We start from the raw sequence: 18,259 nt of genomic DNA, 5'->3' as shown, positions 1-18,259 counted from the left end.
TCAGAGAAACGTCTCAACGGCTTCTCGCATTTTTTTGACGTGCAGCCCGTAGACCACCTGAACGTTGTTACCTTGTTTGATAATCCCTTTCGCGCCAGTCGCCTTCAGGCGCGGCTCGTCGATGATGGCGACATCCTTCACCGTGACGCGCAAGCGGGTGTAGCAGTTATCCACCACTTCAATGTTTTCCCGGCCGCCCAGCCCCACCACGATGGACTCGCCCAGCCCGTCGTTATTGCCTTTGGCCTGGTACTCCTGCTTGCTGTACAGGCGCGTCTCCTTATCGTCATCCTCACGGCCGGGCGTCTTCATGTTGAAGCGCAGGATCAGGAAGCGGAACACCACAAAGTAGAGGGCGAACATGATCAGCCCGACCAGGAGGTACATCGGCCAGTTGGACTTCTCCGTGCCGAGCGGCAGGTTGTAGAGGATGAAATCGATAATCCCGTTGGCGCCGATGGCGTGAACGCCCAGCAGCGAGAACAGCATCATGCCGATGCCGGTCAGCACCGCGTGCACCACGAAGAGCAGTGGGGCGACAAACAGGAAGGAGAACTCAATCGGCTCGGTCACGCCGACCAGCAGCGAAGTTAGCGCCGCCGGGATCAAAATGGCTTTCGCAATGGCTTTACGCTCCGGCTTCGCGGTCATGTACATCGCCAGCGCGGCGGCAGGCAGGCCGAACATTTTGCTGATGCCACGCGCATCCCACACCACGGTGCTGCTGAGCTGCTTCACGTCCGGGCAGGCCATCTCGGCGAAGTAGATATTGCGCGCGCCCTGATAGGTTGCGCCGCATACCTCCTGCGTACCTCCAAGTTCGGTATAAAGGAATGGGGTATAAACCAGATGGTGCAGGCCGGTGGGGACCAGAATGCGTTCCAGGAAACCGTAGATTGCTACGCCAAACGGCCCGGAGCCTTTAATGGCCAGCGCCAGGGCGCTAATGCCGTGTTGGGCAAATGGCCACAGTTCACTCATCACCACGCCGAGCAGCATGGAGACGGGGAGCATGACGATAGCGACAAAACAGTGGCCGGAGTAAATCGCCATCGCGCCGTTAAACTGCACGCCGGAGTATTTGTTGTAGAGATACCCGGAGAGCGCGCCGGTCAGGATCCCGGCGAACACGCCCATCTCCAGCACCTGCACGCCCAGCACCATGGTCTGTCCAGCCGCTTTCATCTGCTCGGCAGGCGCAAGCGCGCCCTGTAGCTGCAGCGTGACGTTCATGGCGTTGATGAACACCACAAAGGTCACCAGCCCAATCAGCGCGGCATAGCCTTTATCGCGCGTCGCCAGACCAATCGGGATACCGACGGCAAATACCAGTGCCAGGTTAACCAGTACCGATACGGCAGATTTCGCGATGAGCTGGCCGATATTCTGAATCAGAGGATGGCCAAGAAACGGCAGGTACTCGGCAAGATTGCCGTTACCCAGCACGTTACCAAAGGCGATAAAAAGACCGACAATCGGTAAGATAAGTACCGGTCCGTACAATGATTTTCCGAAATTTTGTAGGGCGTTCACGGCTCGTTTCATGGCTTTCTCTCTTATTGAACCGCGCACTCGGGGTGCGTCATGGTCATAAAACTAGCAGTCTTCAGCCGTGCTTATCCAGCTATCTTCTTGTTTTAAAAACAAATGACGTGAAAGGTAACATGTGACGTTATGTGCTGTGATCGCGGTTCCATCACGGCGTAGCGGCGTGATGCCATTCTGCGAGGCGCTTTCCAGATTCTAAAATTGGACTTTTTGTATTAACGAAACTTGCGGATAATACTTATCCGGACGACGACCAACAGGCTCCATGGGCCAGGGACAAAGGATGAAACCGTTTCGCTTAGCCGCGATATCTCTCGCGCTGCTCACCACGTTTACGCTTGTCGGTTGTGATAACAGCGACGATAAGTCTCAGGCTGCGGCTCCCGCGGCATCCACCGCATCAACACCGAAAGCCGCGGAAAAGCCCAATGCTGAAACGCTGGCTAAACTCGCCGCCCAGAGCCAGGGAAAAGCGCTGACGTTGCTGGATACCTCTGAAGTTCAGCTCGACGGTGCCGCCACACTGGTGCTGACCTTTTCTGTTCCGCTGAATCCCGATCAGGATTTCGCGAAAACAGTGCATGTTGTGGATAAGAAAAGCGGCAAGGTTGACGGGGCGTGGGAACTTGCGCCTAACCTGAAAGAGCTTCGACTGCGCCATCTGGAGCCTAACCGCAGCCTGGTCGTCACCATTGAACGCGACCTGCAGGCGCTGAATAAAGCGACCTTTGGCATCGATTATGAAAAAGCCTTAACCACCCGGGATGTCGAACCGACGGTCGGTTTTGCCAGCCGCGGCTCACTGCTGCCGGGTAAAGTGGTGGAAGGCCTGCCGGTGATGGCGCTCAACGTTAATAACGTGGACGTGAACTTCTACCGCGTGAAGCCGGAGTCGTTGGCTTCCTTTGTCAGCCAGTGGGAATACCGCAATTCTCTGACCAACTGGGAATCCGATAACCTGCTGAAGATGGCGGAGCTGGTTTACACAGGTCGATTCGACCTTAATCCGGCGCGCAATACGCGCGAAAAATTGCTGTTGCCCCTGAAGGATATTAAACCACTCCAGCAGTCTGGCGTTTATATCGCGGTCATGAACCAGGCAGGGCACTACAACTACAGCAACGCCGCAACGCTCTTTACCCTGAGCGATATCGGCTTATCCGCTCACCGCTATCACAACCGCCTGGACATCTTCACTCAGAGCCTGGAAAACGGTGCGGCGCAGTCCGGCGTGTCCGTTACGCTGCTGAATGACAAAGGCCAGACGCTTGCCGAGGCGAACAGCGATGCCGACGGTCATGCGAAGCTTGAAACCGACAAAGAAGCCGCGCTGATCCTGGCCAGCAAAGATGGCCAGACCACGCTGCTTGACCTCAAGCTGCCTGCGCTCGACCTGGCGGAGTTCGACATCGCAGGGAGCCCTGGCTACAGCAAGCAATTCTTTATGTTTGGCCCACGCGATCTTTATCGCCCGGGCGAAACGGTGATCCTCAACGGCCTGCTTCGCGACAGCGACGGAAAACCGCTTCCCGATCAGCCTGTGAAACTTGACGTGCTGCGTCCGGATGGACAGGTCGCGCGTACGATTGTCGTCAAGCCAGAAAACGGACTCTATCGTTTTAACTATCCGCTGGACAGCGGGGCACAGACCGGTATGTGGCATATTCGCGCTAACACCGGCGACAACCTGCAGCGGCTGTGGGACTTCAACGTTGAAGACTTTATGCCGGAGCGTATGGCGCTCAACCTGACCGGGCAAAAAGCCCCGGTATCACAGCAGGATAATGTCGATTTTAACGTGGTGGGGTACTACCTGTACGGCGCGCCAGCTAATGGCAATTCGCTGCAGGGCCAGCTGTACCTGCGTCCGCTGCGTGAGGCGGTGGCTACGCTGCCGGGCTTCCAGTTTGGCGATATCGCCGAGGAAAACCTGAGCCGCAGTCTGGATGAAGTTCAGCTTACGCTTGATGAGCAGGGGCGTGGACAGGTTTCTACCGAAAGCCAGTGGAAAGAGGTGCATTCTCCGCTGCAGCTGATCCTGCAGGCCAGCCTGCTGGAGTCCGGCGGCCGTCCGGTAACGCGTCGTGCTGAACAGGCTATCTGGCCGGCGGCTGAACTTCCGGGGATTCGTCCGCAGTTCGCCAGCAAGGCCGTTTACGACTACCGCACCGACACCACCGTCAACCAGCCGATTGTGGATGAAAACGGCAACGCCAGCTTCGATATCGTTTACGCTGATGCCAGCGGAGCGAAAAAGGCCGTTTCCGGGTTACAGGTTCGTCTCATTCGCGAGCGTCGGGACTACTTCTGGAACTGGTCTGAGAGCGAAGGCTGGCAGTCTCAGTTCGATCAGAAAGACCTGGTTGAAGGTGAGCAGGAGCTGACCCTCAAGGCCGACGAGACGGGTAAAGTCACCTTCCCGGTGGAGTGGGGCTCATACCGTCTGGAAGTTAAAGCGCCTGATGAGATGGTCAGCAGCGTACGTTTCTGGGCAGGGTATAGCTGGCAGGATAACAGCGACGGCACCGGTGCTGCGCGCCCTGACCGCGTGACGCTGAAACTGGATAAGCCAGCCTATCAGCCTGGCGACACCATCAACCTGCACATTGCCGCGCCGGCCGCAGGTAAGGGTTATGCGATGATCGAGTCCAGCGAAGGACCGCTGTGGTGGAAAGAGATCGACGTACCGGCAAACGGGCTGGATCTCTCCATTCCGGTAGATAAAGCCTGGAAACGTCACGATCTCTACCTCAGCACGCTGGTGGTTCGTCCTGGCGATAAATCCAAATCCGCCACGCCGAAACGCGCGGTTGGTCTGCTGCATCTGCCGATGGGTGACGAAAATCGCCGTCTGAATATTGCGCTGGATACTCCGCAGAAAATGCGTCCGAACCAGACGCTCTCTGTGAAAGTGAAAGCCAGCGTGAAAGAGGGGGCTGTGCCGCAGAAAGTGAACGTCCTGGTCTCGGCGGTGGATAGCGGCGTGTTGAACATCACCGATTACGTTACGCCCGATCCGTGGCAGGCTTTCTTCGGCCAGAAGCGCTACGGCGCGGATATCTACGATATCTACGGCCAGGTCATTGAAGGGCAGGGCCGCCTGGCCGCGCTGCGCTTCGGTGGCGATGGAGATGAACTCAAGCGCGGCGGCAAACCGCCGGTGAACCACGTCACCATTATTGCCCAGCAGGCACAGCCGGTCACGCTGGATGCCAACGGGGAGGGCACTGTTACGCTGCCGATTGGGGACTTCAACGGTGAGCTACGCCTGATGGCGCAAGCCTGGACGGAAGACGATTTCGGCAGCAGTGAAAGTAAGGTGGTTGTCGCCGCGCCGGTCATTACCGAGCTGAACACGCCACGCTTCCTGGCAAGCGGCGATACCTCGCGGCTGACGCTGGATCTGACTAACCTGACCGACCAACCGCAAACGCTGAACGTGGCCTTAACCACAACGGGTAAAGTGTCGCTGGAAGGCTCGCAGCCGCAGCCGGTTCAACTGCCTCCAGGGGCGCGCAGTACGATGTTTATTCCGGTGCGTGCGCTGGAGGGCTATGGTGACGGAGAGGTGACGGCTCAGGTGACCGGTCTGCAGCTTCCGGGGGAAACTTTCGCACCGCAGCAGAAGAGCTGGAAAATCGGCGTGCGTCCTGCATTCCCGGCGCAGACGGTAAACACTGGCGCGATGTTGAACCCAGGTGAGTCCTGGATTGCACCGGCGCAACATAGCAACGGTTTCTCGCCTGCAACGTTGCAGGGGCAACTGCTGCTGAGCGGCAAACCGCCATTGAACCTGGCGCGCTACATTCGCGAACTGCAGGCGTATCCGTATGGCTGCCTGGAACAGACCACCAGTGGCCTCTTCCCGTCGCTCTATACCAACGCGGCGCAGCTTACTGCACTGGGAATCAAGGGCGACACCGATGACAAGCGCCGTGCAGCGATCGATATTGGTATTTCCCGTCTGCTGCAAATGCAGCGTGACGACGGTGGTTTCGCCCTGTGGGATAAAAATGGTCCGGAAGAGTACTGGCTGACGGCCTACGTGACCGACTTCCTGGTGCGTGCGGGCGAGCAGGGTTACAGCGTACCCGCCGATGCAGTGAATAACGCCAATAGCCGCCTGCTGCGCTATCTGCAGGATCCGGGCATGATGTCCATTCGCTATAGCGACGATACTCAGGCCAGCAAATTCGCCGTGCAGGCCTATGCTTCGCTGGTACTGGCGCGTCAGCAAAAAGCACCGCTCGGCGCGCTGCGCGAAATCTGGGATCGCCACGGTCAGGCGGCTTCCGGGCTGCCGTTGATGCAGCTGGGCATGGCGCTCAAACTGATGGGCGACGCCCCACGCAGCCAGCAAGCGCTGGATCTGGCGCTTAAAATACCGCGCAACGACAGCAAAAACTGGATGGCCGATTACGGCAGCCAGCTTCGCGATAACGCGCTGATGCTCTCCCTGCTGGAAGAGTACAAATTGCTGCCGGAAGCACAAAACGCTCTGCTCAATACTTTATCTGAAGAAGCGTTTAGCCAGCGCTGGCTGTCAACCCAGGAGAGCAATGCGTTGTTCCTGGCAGGACGTTCGCTGCAAACCTTGTCTGGTGCGTGGCAGGCAACGACCAGTCTTTCAGAACAAGCGCTGAGCGGTGATAAATCGCAGGTGCAAAACGTCAACGGTGACCAGCTTGGCGCGCTGCAGGTGACTAACACCGGTACAGCGCCGCTGTGGGTGCGCCTCGACAGCACCGGTTACCCGGAATATGCGCCTCAGCCAACGTCTAACGTGCTGCAGGTTGAACGCCATATCCTGGCAACCGACGGCAGCAGCAAGTCACACTCTTCACTGAAGAGCGGTGAGCTGGTGCTGGTGTGGCTGGAAGTGAAGGCCAGCCAGAACGTGCCGGATGCGCTGGTGGTCGATCTGCTCCCGGCAGGTCTGGAGCTGGAAAACCAAAACCTGGCGAGCAGCAGTGCCAGCCTGCAGGACAGCGGCAGTGAGGTCCAGAACCTGCTCAGTCAGATGCAGCAGGCGGATATTCAGCATATGGAATTCCGCGATGACCGCTTTGTGGCTGCCGTGCCGGTAAATGAAGGTCAGCCGGTCACGCTGGTCTATCTGGCGCGTGCCGTGACGCCGGGTACCTACCAGGTGCCGGTACCGATGGTGGAGTCTATGTACGTTCCGCAGTGGCGGGCAACGGGTGCAGCCAGCGGCCCGCTGATTGTTGTTCCGTAATATGCAGATAGCTCGTCTGACACGCTCCCGCTGGCTTTGGCTGGCGGGAGCGCTTCTCGTTTTATGGGGGCTGATTATCGTCGCCGACCGCCTGTGGCCGTTGCCTCTGAAAGAGGTTAACCCCGCCCGGGTGGTGGTGGATGAGAAGGGCACCCCGCTGTGGCGCTTTGCGGACAGCGACGGGATCTGGCGCTACCCGGTTACGATTGAAGAGGTCTCTCCCCGTTATCTTGAGGCGCTGATCCAGTACGAAGATCGCTGGTTCTGGGATCATCCTGGCGTAAACCCGCTCTCTGTCCTGCGTGCCGCCTGGCAGGATCTCAGTTCTGGCAAAGTCGTCTCTGGCGGCAGTACGCTCACCATGCAGGTAGCACGCCTGCTGGATCCGCATCCGCGCACCTTTGGCGGTAAAATTCGTCAGCTCTGGCGGGCGATGCAGCTGGAGTGGCATCTTTCCAAGCGCGACATTCTCACGCTCTATCTCAACCGCGCCCCCTTTGGCGGTACGCTGCAGGGCGTAGGGGCTGCAAGCTGGACCTATCTGGGAAAACCACCATCGCAGCTCAGCTATTCCGAAGCGGCGCTGCTGGCGGTGCTGCCACAGGCACCGAGTCGATTACGTCCGGACCGCTGGCCTGAACGGGCTGAAGCGGCGCGAAATAAAGTGCTCGACCGTATGGTCACGCAGGGCGTCTGGTCTGCGAAGCAGGTCAAGGAATCGCGGGAAGAGTCGGTATGGCTGGCGCCCCGACAGATGCCGCAGCTGGCACCGCTCTTTGCACGCATGATGCTCGGCAAAAGCCGCGACACTAAAATTGTCACCACGCTGGATGCCGGGCTACAGCGGCAGCTGGAAGAGCTAGCAATGAACTGGAAGTCCCGACTTCCTGCGCGCAGCTCGCTGGCGATGATCGTCGTGGATCATACGGATATGAAGGTGCGCGGCTGGGTCGGATCGGTGGATATTAACGATGACAGTCGTTTCAGCCATGTGGATATGGTCAATGCGATCCGATCCCCGGGATCGGTGTTAAAGCCCTTTATCTACGGTATGGCGCTGGACGATGGCCTGATCCATCCCGCCTCTCTGCTCCAGGACGTTCCCAGAAAAACCGGTGATTATCGGCCAGGGAATTTTGACAGTGGGTTTCACGGACCGGTTAGCATGAGTGAAGCGCTGGTGCGCTCTCTCAACCTCCCCGCGGTACAGGTGCTGGAAGCCTACGGGCCAAAACGTTTTGCCGGGATGCTCAGTAACGCGGGGTTGCCGCTGATCCTGCCCGCGGGGGCTCAGCCGAATCTCTCCCTGATCCTCGGCGGTGCAGGCGCGCGGCTGGCCAATATCGCCGCGGCCTACAGCGCCTTTGCCCGACACGGTAAAGCGGGAAGGCTGCGGTTACAGCCGGGCGATCCGCTGACTGAACGTCCGCTATTGTCACAAGGTTCGGCGTGGATCATTCGCCGTATTCTGGCGAACGAGGCGCAGCCGCTGCCGGATAATGCGTTACCGCAAATCGCGCCGCTGGCGTGGAAAACCGGCACCAGCTACGGCTACCGTGATGCCTGGGCTATCGGTCTGAATGCTCGTTACGTGATTGGCATCTGGACCGGACGGCCGGACGGTACGCCGGTGGCGGGGCAGTTTGGTTTTGCCAGCGCGGTTCCGCTATTAAACCAGGTAAATAACCTGCTTCAGTCACGCTCAACGGTAGACGAAGCCCGTCTGCCGCGTGACCCTCGCCCGACAAGCGTGGGGCGCGGGGTCATCTGCTGGCCGGGCGGTCAGTCGCTGCCAGAAGGCAGTGAAAACTGCCGACGTCGTCTTTCGACCTGGCTGCTGGAAGGGAGTGAACCGCCCACGCTGCTCCTGCCCGAACAGGAAGGCATACGCGGCATTCGCTTCCCGGTCTGGCTGGATAAAACGGGTAAACGTGTAGCAGCAGATTGCCCTGATGCAACTGAAAAAGTCCTGGATGTCTGGCCGCTGCCGCTGGAGCCCTGGCTGCCAGCAACCGAGCGTCGCGCGGTACGGGTCCCTCCGTCATCAACAACCTGTCCTCCGCTGTCGCAGGATGCACCAGCGCCACTCATCTTGACAGGCTTGCGCGAAGGGGCCGTCATTAAACGTCTGCCGGGCGAATCCCGCGTTTCGCTGCCGCTTCAGGCGACCGGCAACAGCGGTGAGCGCTGGTGGTTTTTGAACGGTGAACCGCTGAGTGTGAAGGGAAGAGTTTACACATTACAGCTTGATAAATCTGGCGATTATCAGTTACTCGTTATGGATGAGACCGGGCAGGTCGCGACGGTGAATTTTACGTTGCAGTGATCTGAAAACAGCTTTCAGATGTGAGCTGTTGCTAAAACTCGTCTTATTTTAAAAAAATGTTACCTGAATCCATAGGCAATGGCGCTATTGCTCATTATAATCCGCGCCACACCATACTCAGGTATGCAAAACAACAGAACATTGACAGAGGTTATCATGGCTATTGAACGTACTTTTTCCATCATCAAGCCAAACGCGGTGGCAAAAAACGTTATTGGCAGCATCTTCGCTCGCTTTGAATCAGCAGGGTTTAAGATCGTTGGCACCAAAATGCTGCACCTGACCGTTGAACAGGCTCGCGGTTTCTACGCTGAGCACGAAGGTCGCCCATTCTTTGACGGCCTGGTCGAGTTCATGACCTCCGGCCCAATCGTGGTATCCGTACTGGAAGGCGAAAACGCAGTTCAGCGTCACCGCGATCTGCTGGGTGCAACCAACCCGGACAACGCGCTGGCGGGTACGCTGCGCGCTGATTACGCAGACAGCTTCACCGAGAACGGCACCCACGGTTCTGATTCCGTTGAATCTGCCGCGCGTGAAATCGCATTCTTCTTCGCAGAAGGCGAAGTGTGCGCTCGCACTCGTTAATATTTTCGTAAATGCCGCGTGCAAACGTGGCATCCCTGCGTCAGACTTTGTACAATGCAACGCCCCGGACGAGCAGACCGCTTTCCGGGGCGTTTCTTTTCAACCCTCCACGGGCCATAACGTGTAACAACGAGGCCGGATAAAATTATGTCTGAATTAGTGAATACCTCCGAAGTCGCCATTCCTGCGGTTCCAAATAAAAATGGAAAAATCAACCTGCTGGATCTGAACCGTCAGCAGATGCGCGAGTTCTTCAAAGATATGGGTGAGAAACCGTTTCGTGCCGACCAGGTGATGAAATGGATGTACCACTATTGCAGCGACAACTTTGATGACATGACAGACATCAACAAGGTCCTGCGCAACAAGCTCAAAGAAGTGGCTGAAATCCGCGCACCGGAAGTGGTGGAAGAGCAGCGTTCGTCTGATGGCACCATCAAATGGGCGATTGCCGTCGGCGATCAGCGCGTTGAGACTGTCTATATTCCTGAAGATGACCGCGCCACGCTGTGCGTCTCTTCTCAGGTAGGATGTGCGCTGGAGTGCAAATTCTGCTCTACCGCGCAGCAAGGCTTTAACCGTAACCTGCGCGTGTCTGAAATTATCGGCCAGGTGTGGCGTGCGGCAAAAATCGTGGGTGCAGCGAAAGTGACCGGTACCCGCCCAATCACCAACGTGGTGATGATGGGGATGGGTGAGCCACTGCTGAACCTGACCAACGTGGTTCCGGCGATGGAAATCATGCTCGACGACTTCGGTTTTGGTCTGTCTAAACGCCGCGTCACGCTGTCTACTTCAGGCGTAGTGCCTGCGCTGGACAAGCTGGGCGACATGATTGACGTTGCGCTGGCGATCTCCCTGCACGCGCCAAACGATGCGATCCGTGACGAAATTGTGCCGATCAACAAAAAGTATAATATCGAAACCTTCCTGGCTGGCGTGCGCCGCTACCTGGAGAAATCCAATGCCAACCAGGGCCGCGTCACCATCGAGTATGTGATGCTTGATCACGTCAACGACGGTACCGAGCATGCGCATGAGCTGGCAGAATTGCTGAAAGATACGCCGTGCAAGATTAACCTGATCCCATGGAACCCGTTCCCGGGCGCGCCTTATGGCCGTAGCTCGAACAGCCGTATCGATCGTTTCTCGAAAGTGCTGATGGAGTATGGATTCACCACTATCGTGCGTAAAACGCGTGGTGATGATATCGATGCCGCATGCGGACAACTGGCGGGTGATGTGATTGACCGTACCAAACGTACGCTGCGTAAACGCATGCAGGGTGAGACAATCGCGGTCAAAGCTGTTTGATTATTATGCAGTCACGGCGCATGATCTGCGCCGTGAAGCATAATCTTACTGAATAATCAGTCAGATTCGTGATGTTTGATTAATAATTACGGTGCGTTTCATATGACTTTCGGGCAGTATGTAACGACGTAACAACAGTTTAGCCAGGCGGGCAGAGCTGCACTGTCATCTACCGGCTGACAGTCTTATACTGTCTGTTCAAGGTTAACTGACCAGAAGTTTCGCGGTGCGGGTGGCATTGTGACTCACCGGCACCTGAACCCTTATTTTTCACGTACCAGTAGTTGTAGCGAATGAATACTGAAGCCACTCACGACCAAAATGAAGCACTCTCCACTGGCGTTCGTCTTCGCAACGCCCGTGAACAACTCGGACTCAGCCAGCAAGCCGTTGCAGAACGCTTGTGCCTGAAGGTTTCCACGGTTCGCGATATTGAAGAAGATAAGGCACCTGCCGATCTGGCTTCAACATTTTTGCGCGGCTATATCCGCTCTTACGCAAAACTGGTGCATATCCCCGAAGAAGAATTACTGCCAATGATGGAGAAGCAGGCACCGGTCCGTGCAGCAAAAGTTGCGCCGATGCAGACCTTCTCCCTGGGGAAACGCCGTAAAAAACGTGACGGCTGGCTGATGAGCTTTACCTGGCTGGTGCTGTTTGTGGTGATTGGCCTGACGGGCGCATGGTGGTGGCAAAACCACAAGGCGCAGCAGGAAGAGATCACTACGATGGCCGATCAGTCTTCTGCCGAGCTTAATCAATCCGGTAATGACAACGCGCAGAGCGTGCCGTTGAACACGGACAGCGCGGCACCGTCCAGTGAACCGCAAACAGCTGCGACCGATACCGCTCAGGCTCCGGCCACCACGCCTGACGCCGCGCCAGCCACGCAGCCGCAGGATCAGAACGCGGTTGTTTCTCCTTCACAGGCCAATGTGGATACCGCCCCTGGGGCGACGGCGCCAGCGGATAATACTGCTGCGGCACCACTGCCTACCGACCCGGCAGCCACTGCGACACCAGCAGTCGATCCTAACGCGCTGGTGATGAACTTCACCGCAGATTGCTGGCTGGAAGTGACTGACGCAACAGGCAAAAAGCTGTTCAGCGGCCTGCAGCGTAAAGATGGCACGTTAAACCTAACGGGTCAGGCACCTTACAAACTTAAAATCGGCGCTCCGGCAGCGGTACAGATCCAGTATCAAGGAAAACCTGTCGACCTGAGCCGCTTTATCAGAACTAACCAGGTTGCGCGTCTTACCGTTAATGCCGAACAATCAGCAGCACAGTAACAGACGGGCAACGCGGGAGATTTTTCATGCATAACCAGGCTCCGATTCAACGTAGAAAATCGAAACGGATTTACGTTGGGAATGTGCCAATCGGGGACGGGGCACCCATCGCCGTCCAGTCGATGACCAATACGCGCACCACGGATGTGGAAGCAACGGTCAATCAGATCAAAGCATTAGAACGCGTAGGCGCGGACATTGTTCGTGTCTCCGTCCCGACGATGGATGCTGCCGAAGCGTTCAAACTCATCAAGCAGCAGGTCAGCGTTCCGCTGGTGGCTGATATTCACTTCGACTACCGCATTGCACTGAAAGTCGCTGAATATGGCGTCGACTGCCTGCGTATTAACCCGGGCAACATCGGTAACGAAGAGCGCATCCGCATGGTCGTGGACTGCGCCCGCGATAAAAATATTCCTATCCGTATCGGTGTGAATGCCGGTTCTCTGGAAAAAGACCTGCAGGAAAAATACGGTGAGCCAACGCCGCAGGCGCTGCTCGAATCCGCTATGCGTCACGTCGATCATCTCGATCGTCTTAACTTCGATCAGTTCAAAGTTAGCGTGAAAGCGTCCGACGTGTTCCTTGCGGTAGAGTCTTATCGCCTGCTGGCAAAGCAGATTGACCAGCCTCTGCACCTCGGGATCACCGAAGCGGGCGGCCTGCGCAGCGGTTCTGTGAAGTCTGCGATCGGCCTGGGCCTGCTGCTCTCTGAAGGGATCGGCGATACGCTGCGCGTCTCGCTGGCGGCCGATCCGGTGGAAGAGATCAAAGTCGGTTTCGATATCCTGAAGTCACTGCGCATCCGCGCCCGTGGGATCAACTTCATTGCCTGCCCAACCTGCTCACGTCAGGAGTTCGACGTGATTGGTACGGTGAATGCGCTGGAGCAGCGCCTGGAAGACATCATTACCCCGATGGACGTCTCCATCATCGGCTGCGTGGTGAACGGTCCGGGTGAAGCGCTGGTGTCAACACTGGGCGTGACCGGCGGTAACAAGAAAAGTGGTCTCTATGAAGATGGCGTTCGTAAAGATCGTCTGGATAATAGCGACATGATCGACCAGCTAGAAGCGCGCATTCGTGCCAAAGCCGCAATGATGGACGAGACGCAGCGCATCAACGTTCAGCAGGTTGAAAAATAACGTGATGGGAAGCGTGCCGCTTCCCATGTATGATTGAACCCATTCTTTGGGTTTTTTTTGTATATAGAAAGAGAATAAACGTGGCAAAAAACATTCAAGCCATCCGCGGCATGAACGATTATCTGCCTGGCGAAACCGCCATCTGGCAGCGCATTGAAGGCACACTGAAGCAGGTGCTCGGCAGCTACGGTTACAGCGAAATCCGTTTGCCGATTGTAGAGCAGACCCCGTTATTCAAACGCGCGATCGGCGAAGTCACCGACGTGGTTGAAAAAGAGATGTATACCTTTGAGGACCGCAACGGTGACAGTCTGACCCTGCGTCCGGAAGGTACGGCGGGCTGCGTACGCGCCGGCATCGAACATGGTCTTCTGTACAATCAGGAGCAGCGCCTGTGGTATATCGGCCCGATGTTCCGCCACGAACGTCCGCAGAAAGGTCGTTATCGCCAGTTTAATCAGCTGGGTGTGGAAGTCTTTGGTCTGCAGGGCCCGGACATTGACGCCGAACTGATTATGCTGACCGCCCGCTGGTGGCGCGCCCTCGGTATCGCCGATCACGTTTCCCTTGAGCTGAACTCTATCGGCTCTCTGGAAGCTCGCGCTAACTACCGCGATGCGCTGGTGGCGTTCCTGGAACAGCATAAAGAGAAGCTGGACGAAGACTGCAAACGTCGCATGTACAGCAACCCGCTGCGCGTTCTGGATTCCAAAAACGCGGATGTTCAGGCACTGCTGAACGATGCGCCTGCGCTGGGTGACTACCTGGATGAAGAATCTCGCGAACACTTCGCGGGCCTGTGCAAGCTGCTTGAAGCAGCAGGCATCGCCTATACCGTGAACCAGCGCCTGGTGCGCGGTCTGGACTATTACAACCGCACCGTGTTTGAGTGGGTAACGACCAGCCTTGGTTCGCAGGGCACCGTATGTGCGGGCGGCCGTTATGATGGCCTGGTTGAGCAACTGGGTGGCCGTGCGGCACCTGCTGTTGGCTTCGCAATGGGTCTTGAGCGACTTGTTTTGCTGGTTCAGGCAGTTAATCCGGAATTTAAAGCAGATTCCGTTGTCGATATATACCTGGTGGCCTCAGGTGCGGATACGCAGTCTGCGGCGATGCAGCTTGCCGAACGCGTGCGCGATGCGCTGCCGGGCGTTAAGCTGATGACCAACCATGGCGGCGGCAACTTCAAAAAACAGTTTGCTCGTGCCGATAAGTGGGGCGCAAGTATTGCACTGGTGCTGGGCGAGTCCGAAGTGGCTAACGGCGAAGTGGTAGTGAAAGATCTGCGCTCTGGTGAGCAAACAACGGTAACGCAGGACGGCGTTGCGGCGCACTTGCGCACTCTATTGGGCTAAGGAGAAAGACTGCGTGGAAATGTACGAGAACGAACACGACCAGGTCGACGCGATTAAACGCTTCTTTGCTGAAAACGGCAAAGCATTGGTTGTTGGGGTTATTTTGGGTGTAGGTGCGCTGATAGGCTGGCGCTACTGGAACAACCATCAGGCTGATGCCGCTCGCGGTTCGTCTTTGAGCTACGAAAACACCGTTAGCGCCATTCGTGCCGACCAGCCGCAAACGCTGACGGCAGCGGAGATATTTGCGGCTGACAACAAAAACACCTACGGCGCGCTGGCCGCGCTGGAAGTGGCTCAGCAGTACGTTGATAAAAACGAACTGGATAAAGCCGCTGCACAACTGTCACAGGGTCTTGCTGCTGCAAGCGATGAAAACCTGATAGCAGTGATCAACCTGCGTCTGGCACGTATCCAGGTTCAGCAGAAAAAAGTCGATGACGCGCTGAAAACGCTCGATACCATCAAAGGCGACGGTTTTGCTGCCATCGTTGCTGATTTGCGCGGTGAAGCACTGCTGAGCAAAGGTGACAAAGCGGGCGCGCGTAAAGCGTGGCAAGCTGGCGTAGATAGCAAAGCTTCACCTGCGCTGAGCGAAATGATGCAGATGAAAATAAATAATTTGTCCGTCTGAGAGGGACCCGATGCAATTGCGTAAATTACTTCTGCCAGGACTGCTTTCTGTTACGTTATTGAGTGGTTGTTCACTGTTCAGTGGCGAAGAAGATGTTGTAAAAATGTCCCCGCTGCCAACGGTTGAAAACCAGTTTACCCCATCCACCGCGTGGGACGTCTCCGTGGGCAGTGGGATTGGCGATTTCTACTCCAACCTGCATCCTGCGTATGCGGACAGCGTTGTCTATGCCGCTGACCGCAAAGGTACCGTGAAAGCGGTGAATGCCGATGACGGGAAAGAAGTATGGTCCGTTAACCTGGCGGAAAAAGACGGTTGGTTCTCCCGTAAACCTGCGCTGCTTTCCGGCGGCCTGACCGTCGCTGGCGGTCACGTTTACGTGGGAAGCGAAAAAGCGCAGGTTTATGCGCTGAACACCAGTGACGGTTCTGTTGCATGGCAAACGACCGTTGCCGGTGAGTCTCTGTCTCGTCCTGTGGTGAGTGATGGTCTGGTGCTGATCCATACCAGCAACGGCCAGCTGCAGGCGCTGAACGAAGCGGACGGCCTGGTGAAATGGACCGTTAACCTGGATATGCCAGCGCTGTCTCTGCGTGGCGAATCCGCCCCGGCAACGGCTTTCGGTGCTGCGATTGTTGGCGGTGATAACGGTCGTGTGAGCGCGGTACTGATGCAGCAGGGCCAGATGATTTGGCAGCAGCGTATCTCCCAGGCGACCGGTTCAACAGAAATCGACCGTCTGAGCGACGTGGACACCACCCCGGTCATTGTTGACGGTGTTGTTTATACGCTGGCGTATAACGGCAACCTGACCGCGCTGGATCTGCGCAGCGGCCAGATCATGTGGAAACGTGAACTGGGCTCCGTGAATGACTTCATCGTTGACGGTAACCGCATCTATATGGTTGACCAGAACGATCGCCTGCTGGCGCTGAGCACTGAAGGCGGCGTAACGCTGTGGACGCAGAGCGATCTGCTGCACCGCCTGCTGACCGCGCCAGCCCTGTACAACGGCACCTTGGTGGTCGGTGACAGCGAAGGGTATATGCACTGGATCGATCCAGAAAACGGTCGCTTTGTTGCACAGCAAAAAGTTGACGGTTCTGGTTTCCTGACCGATCCGGTAGTCGCTGACGGTAAACTGCTGATTCAGGCAAAAGACGGCACGCTGTACGCGATCACGCGTTAATTACCCGGCGGTTGTAGTATACTAAACGGCTCCTGTTCACTCAGGAGCCGTTTTGACATTTTTAAAAACGCCGCAAAAGCGACGTTTATTTGAATTTTATGAGGCTTCAAACATGGTACCTGTGGTCGCGCTTGTCGGGCGCCCTAACGTTGGAAAATCCACTCTTTTTAACCGTTTAACACGCACCCGTGATGCGCTGGTTGCGGATTTCCCGGGGCTGACGCGTGACCGTAAGTACGGTCGTGCAGAGGTGGAAGGACGCGAGTTCATTTGTATCGATACCGGCGGTATTGACGGCACAGAAGACGGCGTTGAAACCCGCATGGCGGAACAGTCTCTGCTGGCGATTGAAGAAGCAGACGTGGTGCTGTTTATGGTGGATGCGCGCGCTGGCCTGATGCCCGCAGACTCCGCTATTGCCAAACACCTGCGTTCACGCGAAAAGCCGACTTTCCTGGTGGCGAACAAAACTGACGGTATCGATGCCGATCAGGCCGTCGCGGATTTCTGGTCTCTGGGCCTGGGTGAAATCTACCCGATTGCGGCATCGCATGGCCGTGGCGTCACCAGCCTGCTGGAAACCGTGCTGCTGCCGTGGGTTGACGAAGTGAACCCGCCGGAAGAAGTGGACGAAGACGCTGAGTATTGGGCGCAGTTCGAAGAGAGTGAAGAGGGCGAAGAAGAGCCTGAAGACACCTTCAACCCGCAGGACCTGCCGATCAAGCTGGCCATCGTCGGTCGTCCAAACGTAGGTAAGTCTACGCTTACTAACCGTATTCTGGGTGAAGAGCGCGTCGTCGTTTACGACATGCCGGGCACCACACGTGACAGTATCTACATCCCGATGCAGCGCGATGAACGTGAGTTTGTCCTCATCGACACCGCGGGCGTGCGTAAGCGTGGGAAAATCACCGACGTGGTGGAAAAATTCTCCGTTATCAAAACGCTGCAGGCGATTGAAGACGCCAACGTGGTGCTGCTGGTCATCGACGCGCGTGAAGGTATCTCCGACCAGGATCTCTCTCTGCTCGGCTTTATTCTGAACAGTGGGCGCTCACTGGTGATCGTGGTCAACAAGTGGGATGGCCTGAGCAACGAAGTGCGCGAGCAGGTGAAAGAGACCCTCGACTTCCGTCTGGGCTTTATCGACTTTGCGCGCGTGCACTTTATTTCTGCGCTGCACGGCAGCGGCGTGGGTAACCTGTTCGAATCCGTGCGTGAAGCCTACGACAGCTCCACCCGTCGTCAGAGCACCGCGATGCTGACGCGCATCATGAATATGGCAGCAGAAGACCATCAGCCGCCGCTGGTGCGCGGTCGTCGCGTGAAGCTGAAATATGCTCACGCCGGTGGTTATAATCCGCCAATCGTGGTGATCCACGGCAACCAGGTGAAAGACCTGCCGGATTCTTACAAACGCTATCTGATGAACTACTTCCGCAAATCGCTGGACGTGATGGGTACGCCTATCCGTATCCAGTTCAAGGAAGGTGAAAACCCGTTCGCCAACAAGCGTAACACCCTGACGCCAAACCAGATGCGTAAGCGTAAGCGTTTGATTAAGCACATTAAGAAAAGCAAATAAATATTGCCGATCTCACGAAAACCCGCCTCTGTCGCGGGTTTTTTTTC

At 56.7% G+C, this 18,259-nt stretch carries 11 protein-coding genes; 10 read left to right on the top strand and 1 reads right to left on the bottom strand.

The features are described from left to right. A complete protein-coding gene (locus tag AC2T6E_RS19550; protein WP_089597806.1) occupies positions 1–1,545 on the bottom strand; it encodes a PTS transporter subunit EIIC in 1,545 nt (514 codons plus the stop codon). 286 nt (positions 1,546–1,831) lie between these two features. Here AC2T6E_RS19550 and AC2T6E_RS19545 point away from each other — a divergent pair, with 286 nt between their 5' ends. The 10 genes from AC2T6E_RS19545 (at position 1,832) to der (ending at position 18,212) form a co-directional block, all read left to right on the top strand. After that, positions 1,832–6,784, top strand: coding sequence for an alpha-2-macroglobulin family protein (locus tag AC2T6E_RS19545; protein ID WP_486692934.1), 4,953 nt, complete (start codon positions 1,832–1,834; stop codon positions 6,782–6,784). A 1-nt stretch (position 6,785) separates the two neighbouring features. Beyond that, positions 6,786–9,110: a peptidoglycan glycosyltransferase PbpC gene (gene pbpC, locus AC2T6E_RS19540; RefSeq protein ID WP_486692932.1), complete on the top strand. Its 2,325-nt coding sequence runs from the start codon at positions 6,786–6,788 to the stop codon at positions 9,108–9,110. A gap of 156 nt (positions 9,111–9,266) precedes the next feature. Then, on the top strand, positions 9,267–9,698 hold the full coding sequence (gene ndk, locus AC2T6E_RS19535; protein WP_010433958.1) for a nucleoside-diphosphate kinase: 432 nt from the start codon (positions 9,267–9,269) through the stop codon (positions 9,696–9,698). 147 nt (positions 9,699–9,845) lie between these two features. Next, positions 9,846–11,012: a dual-specificity RNA methyltransferase RlmN gene (gene rlmN / locus AC2T6E_RS19530; protein ID WP_089597809.1), complete on the top strand. Its 1,167-nt coding sequence runs from the start codon at positions 9,846–9,848 to the stop codon at positions 11,010–11,012. Between the two features lie 293 nt (positions 11,013–11,305). Beyond that, positions 11,306–12,304: a cytoskeleton protein RodZ gene (gene rodZ / locus AC2T6E_RS19525; RefSeq protein ID WP_486692931.1), complete on the top strand. Its 999-nt coding sequence runs from the start codon at positions 11,306–11,308 to the stop codon at positions 12,302–12,304. 26 nt (positions 12,305–12,330) lie between these two features. Continuing rightward, the gene (gene ispG, locus AC2T6E_RS19520; RefSeq protein WP_008502138.1) at positions 12,331–13,449 is read left to right on the top strand and encodes a flavodoxin-dependent (E)-4-hydroxy-3-methylbut-2-enyl-diphosphate synthase; all 1,119 of its coding nucleotides are present in this window, start codon (positions 12,331–12,333) and stop codon (positions 13,447–13,449) included. Positions 13,450–13,529: 80 nt separating this feature from the next. Further along, positions 13,530–14,804 (top strand): histidine--tRNA ligase, encoded by a 1,275-nt coding sequence (gene hisS / locus AC2T6E_RS19515; protein WP_089597811.1) that lies wholly within the window; start codon positions 13,530–13,532, stop codon positions 14,802–14,804. A 13-nt stretch (positions 14,805–14,817) separates the two neighbouring features. Beyond that, the gene (locus AC2T6E_RS19510; protein ID WP_486692928.1) at positions 14,818–15,438 is read left to right on the top strand and encodes a YfgM family protein; all 621 of its coding nucleotides are present in this window, start codon (positions 14,818–14,820) and stop codon (positions 15,436–15,438) included. Between the two features lie 10 nt (positions 15,439–15,448). After that, positions 15,449–16,627 carry an outer membrane protein assembly factor BamB gene (gene bamB, locus AC2T6E_RS19505; protein WP_174340907.1) on the top strand — a complete coding sequence of 393 codons (1,179 nt, stop codon included), beginning with the start codon at positions 15,449–15,451 and terminating at the stop codon, positions 16,625–16,627. Between the two features lie 112 nt (positions 16,628–16,739). Continuing rightward, a complete protein-coding gene (gene der / locus AC2T6E_RS19500) occupies positions 16,740–18,212 on the top strand; it encodes a ribosome biogenesis GTPase Der (RefSeq protein ID WP_108416722.1) in 1,473 nt (490 codons plus the stop codon). Positions 18,213–18,259 lie beyond the last annotated feature (47 nt).

It is taken from the genome of Enterobacter sp. B79-1 (assembly GCF_057444735.1).
Note: the sequence above shows the minus strand (reverse complement) of the source record. Positions and strands in the feature narration are given on the sequence as shown.

Coding starts and splice junctions, on each gene's coding strand:
- rodZ (WP_486692931.1), top strand. CDS start 11,306: ATGAATACTGAAGCCACTCACGACCAAAATGAAGCACTCTCCACTGGC.
- pbpC (WP_486692932.1), top strand. CDS start 6,786: ATGCAGATAGCTCGTCTGACACGCTCCCGCTGGCTTTGGCTGGCGGGA.
- AC2T6E_RS19545 (WP_486692934.1), top strand. CDS start 1,832: ATGAAACCGTTTCGCTTAGCCGCGATATCTCTCGCGCTGCTCACCACG.
- AC2T6E_RS19550 (WP_089597806.1), bottom strand. CDS start 1,545: ATGAAACGAGCCGTGAACGCCCTACAAAATTTCGGAAAATCATTGTAC.
- ndk (WP_010433958.1), top strand. CDS start 9,267: ATGGCTATTGAACGTACTTTTTCCATCATCAAGCCAAACGCGGTGGCA.
- ispG (WP_008502138.1), top strand. CDS start 12,331: ATGCATAACCAGGCTCCGATTCAACGTAGAAAATCGAAACGGATTTAC.
- bamB (WP_174340907.1), top strand. CDS start 15,449: ATGCAATTGCGTAAATTACTTCTGCCAGGACTGCTTTCTGTTACGTTA.
- rlmN (WP_089597809.1), top strand. CDS start 9,846: ATGTCTGAATTAGTGAATACCTCCGAAGTCGCCATTCCTGCGGTTCCA.
- der (WP_108416722.1), top strand. CDS start 16,740: ATGGTACCTGTGGTCGCGCTTGTCGGGCGCCCTAACGTTGGAAAATCC.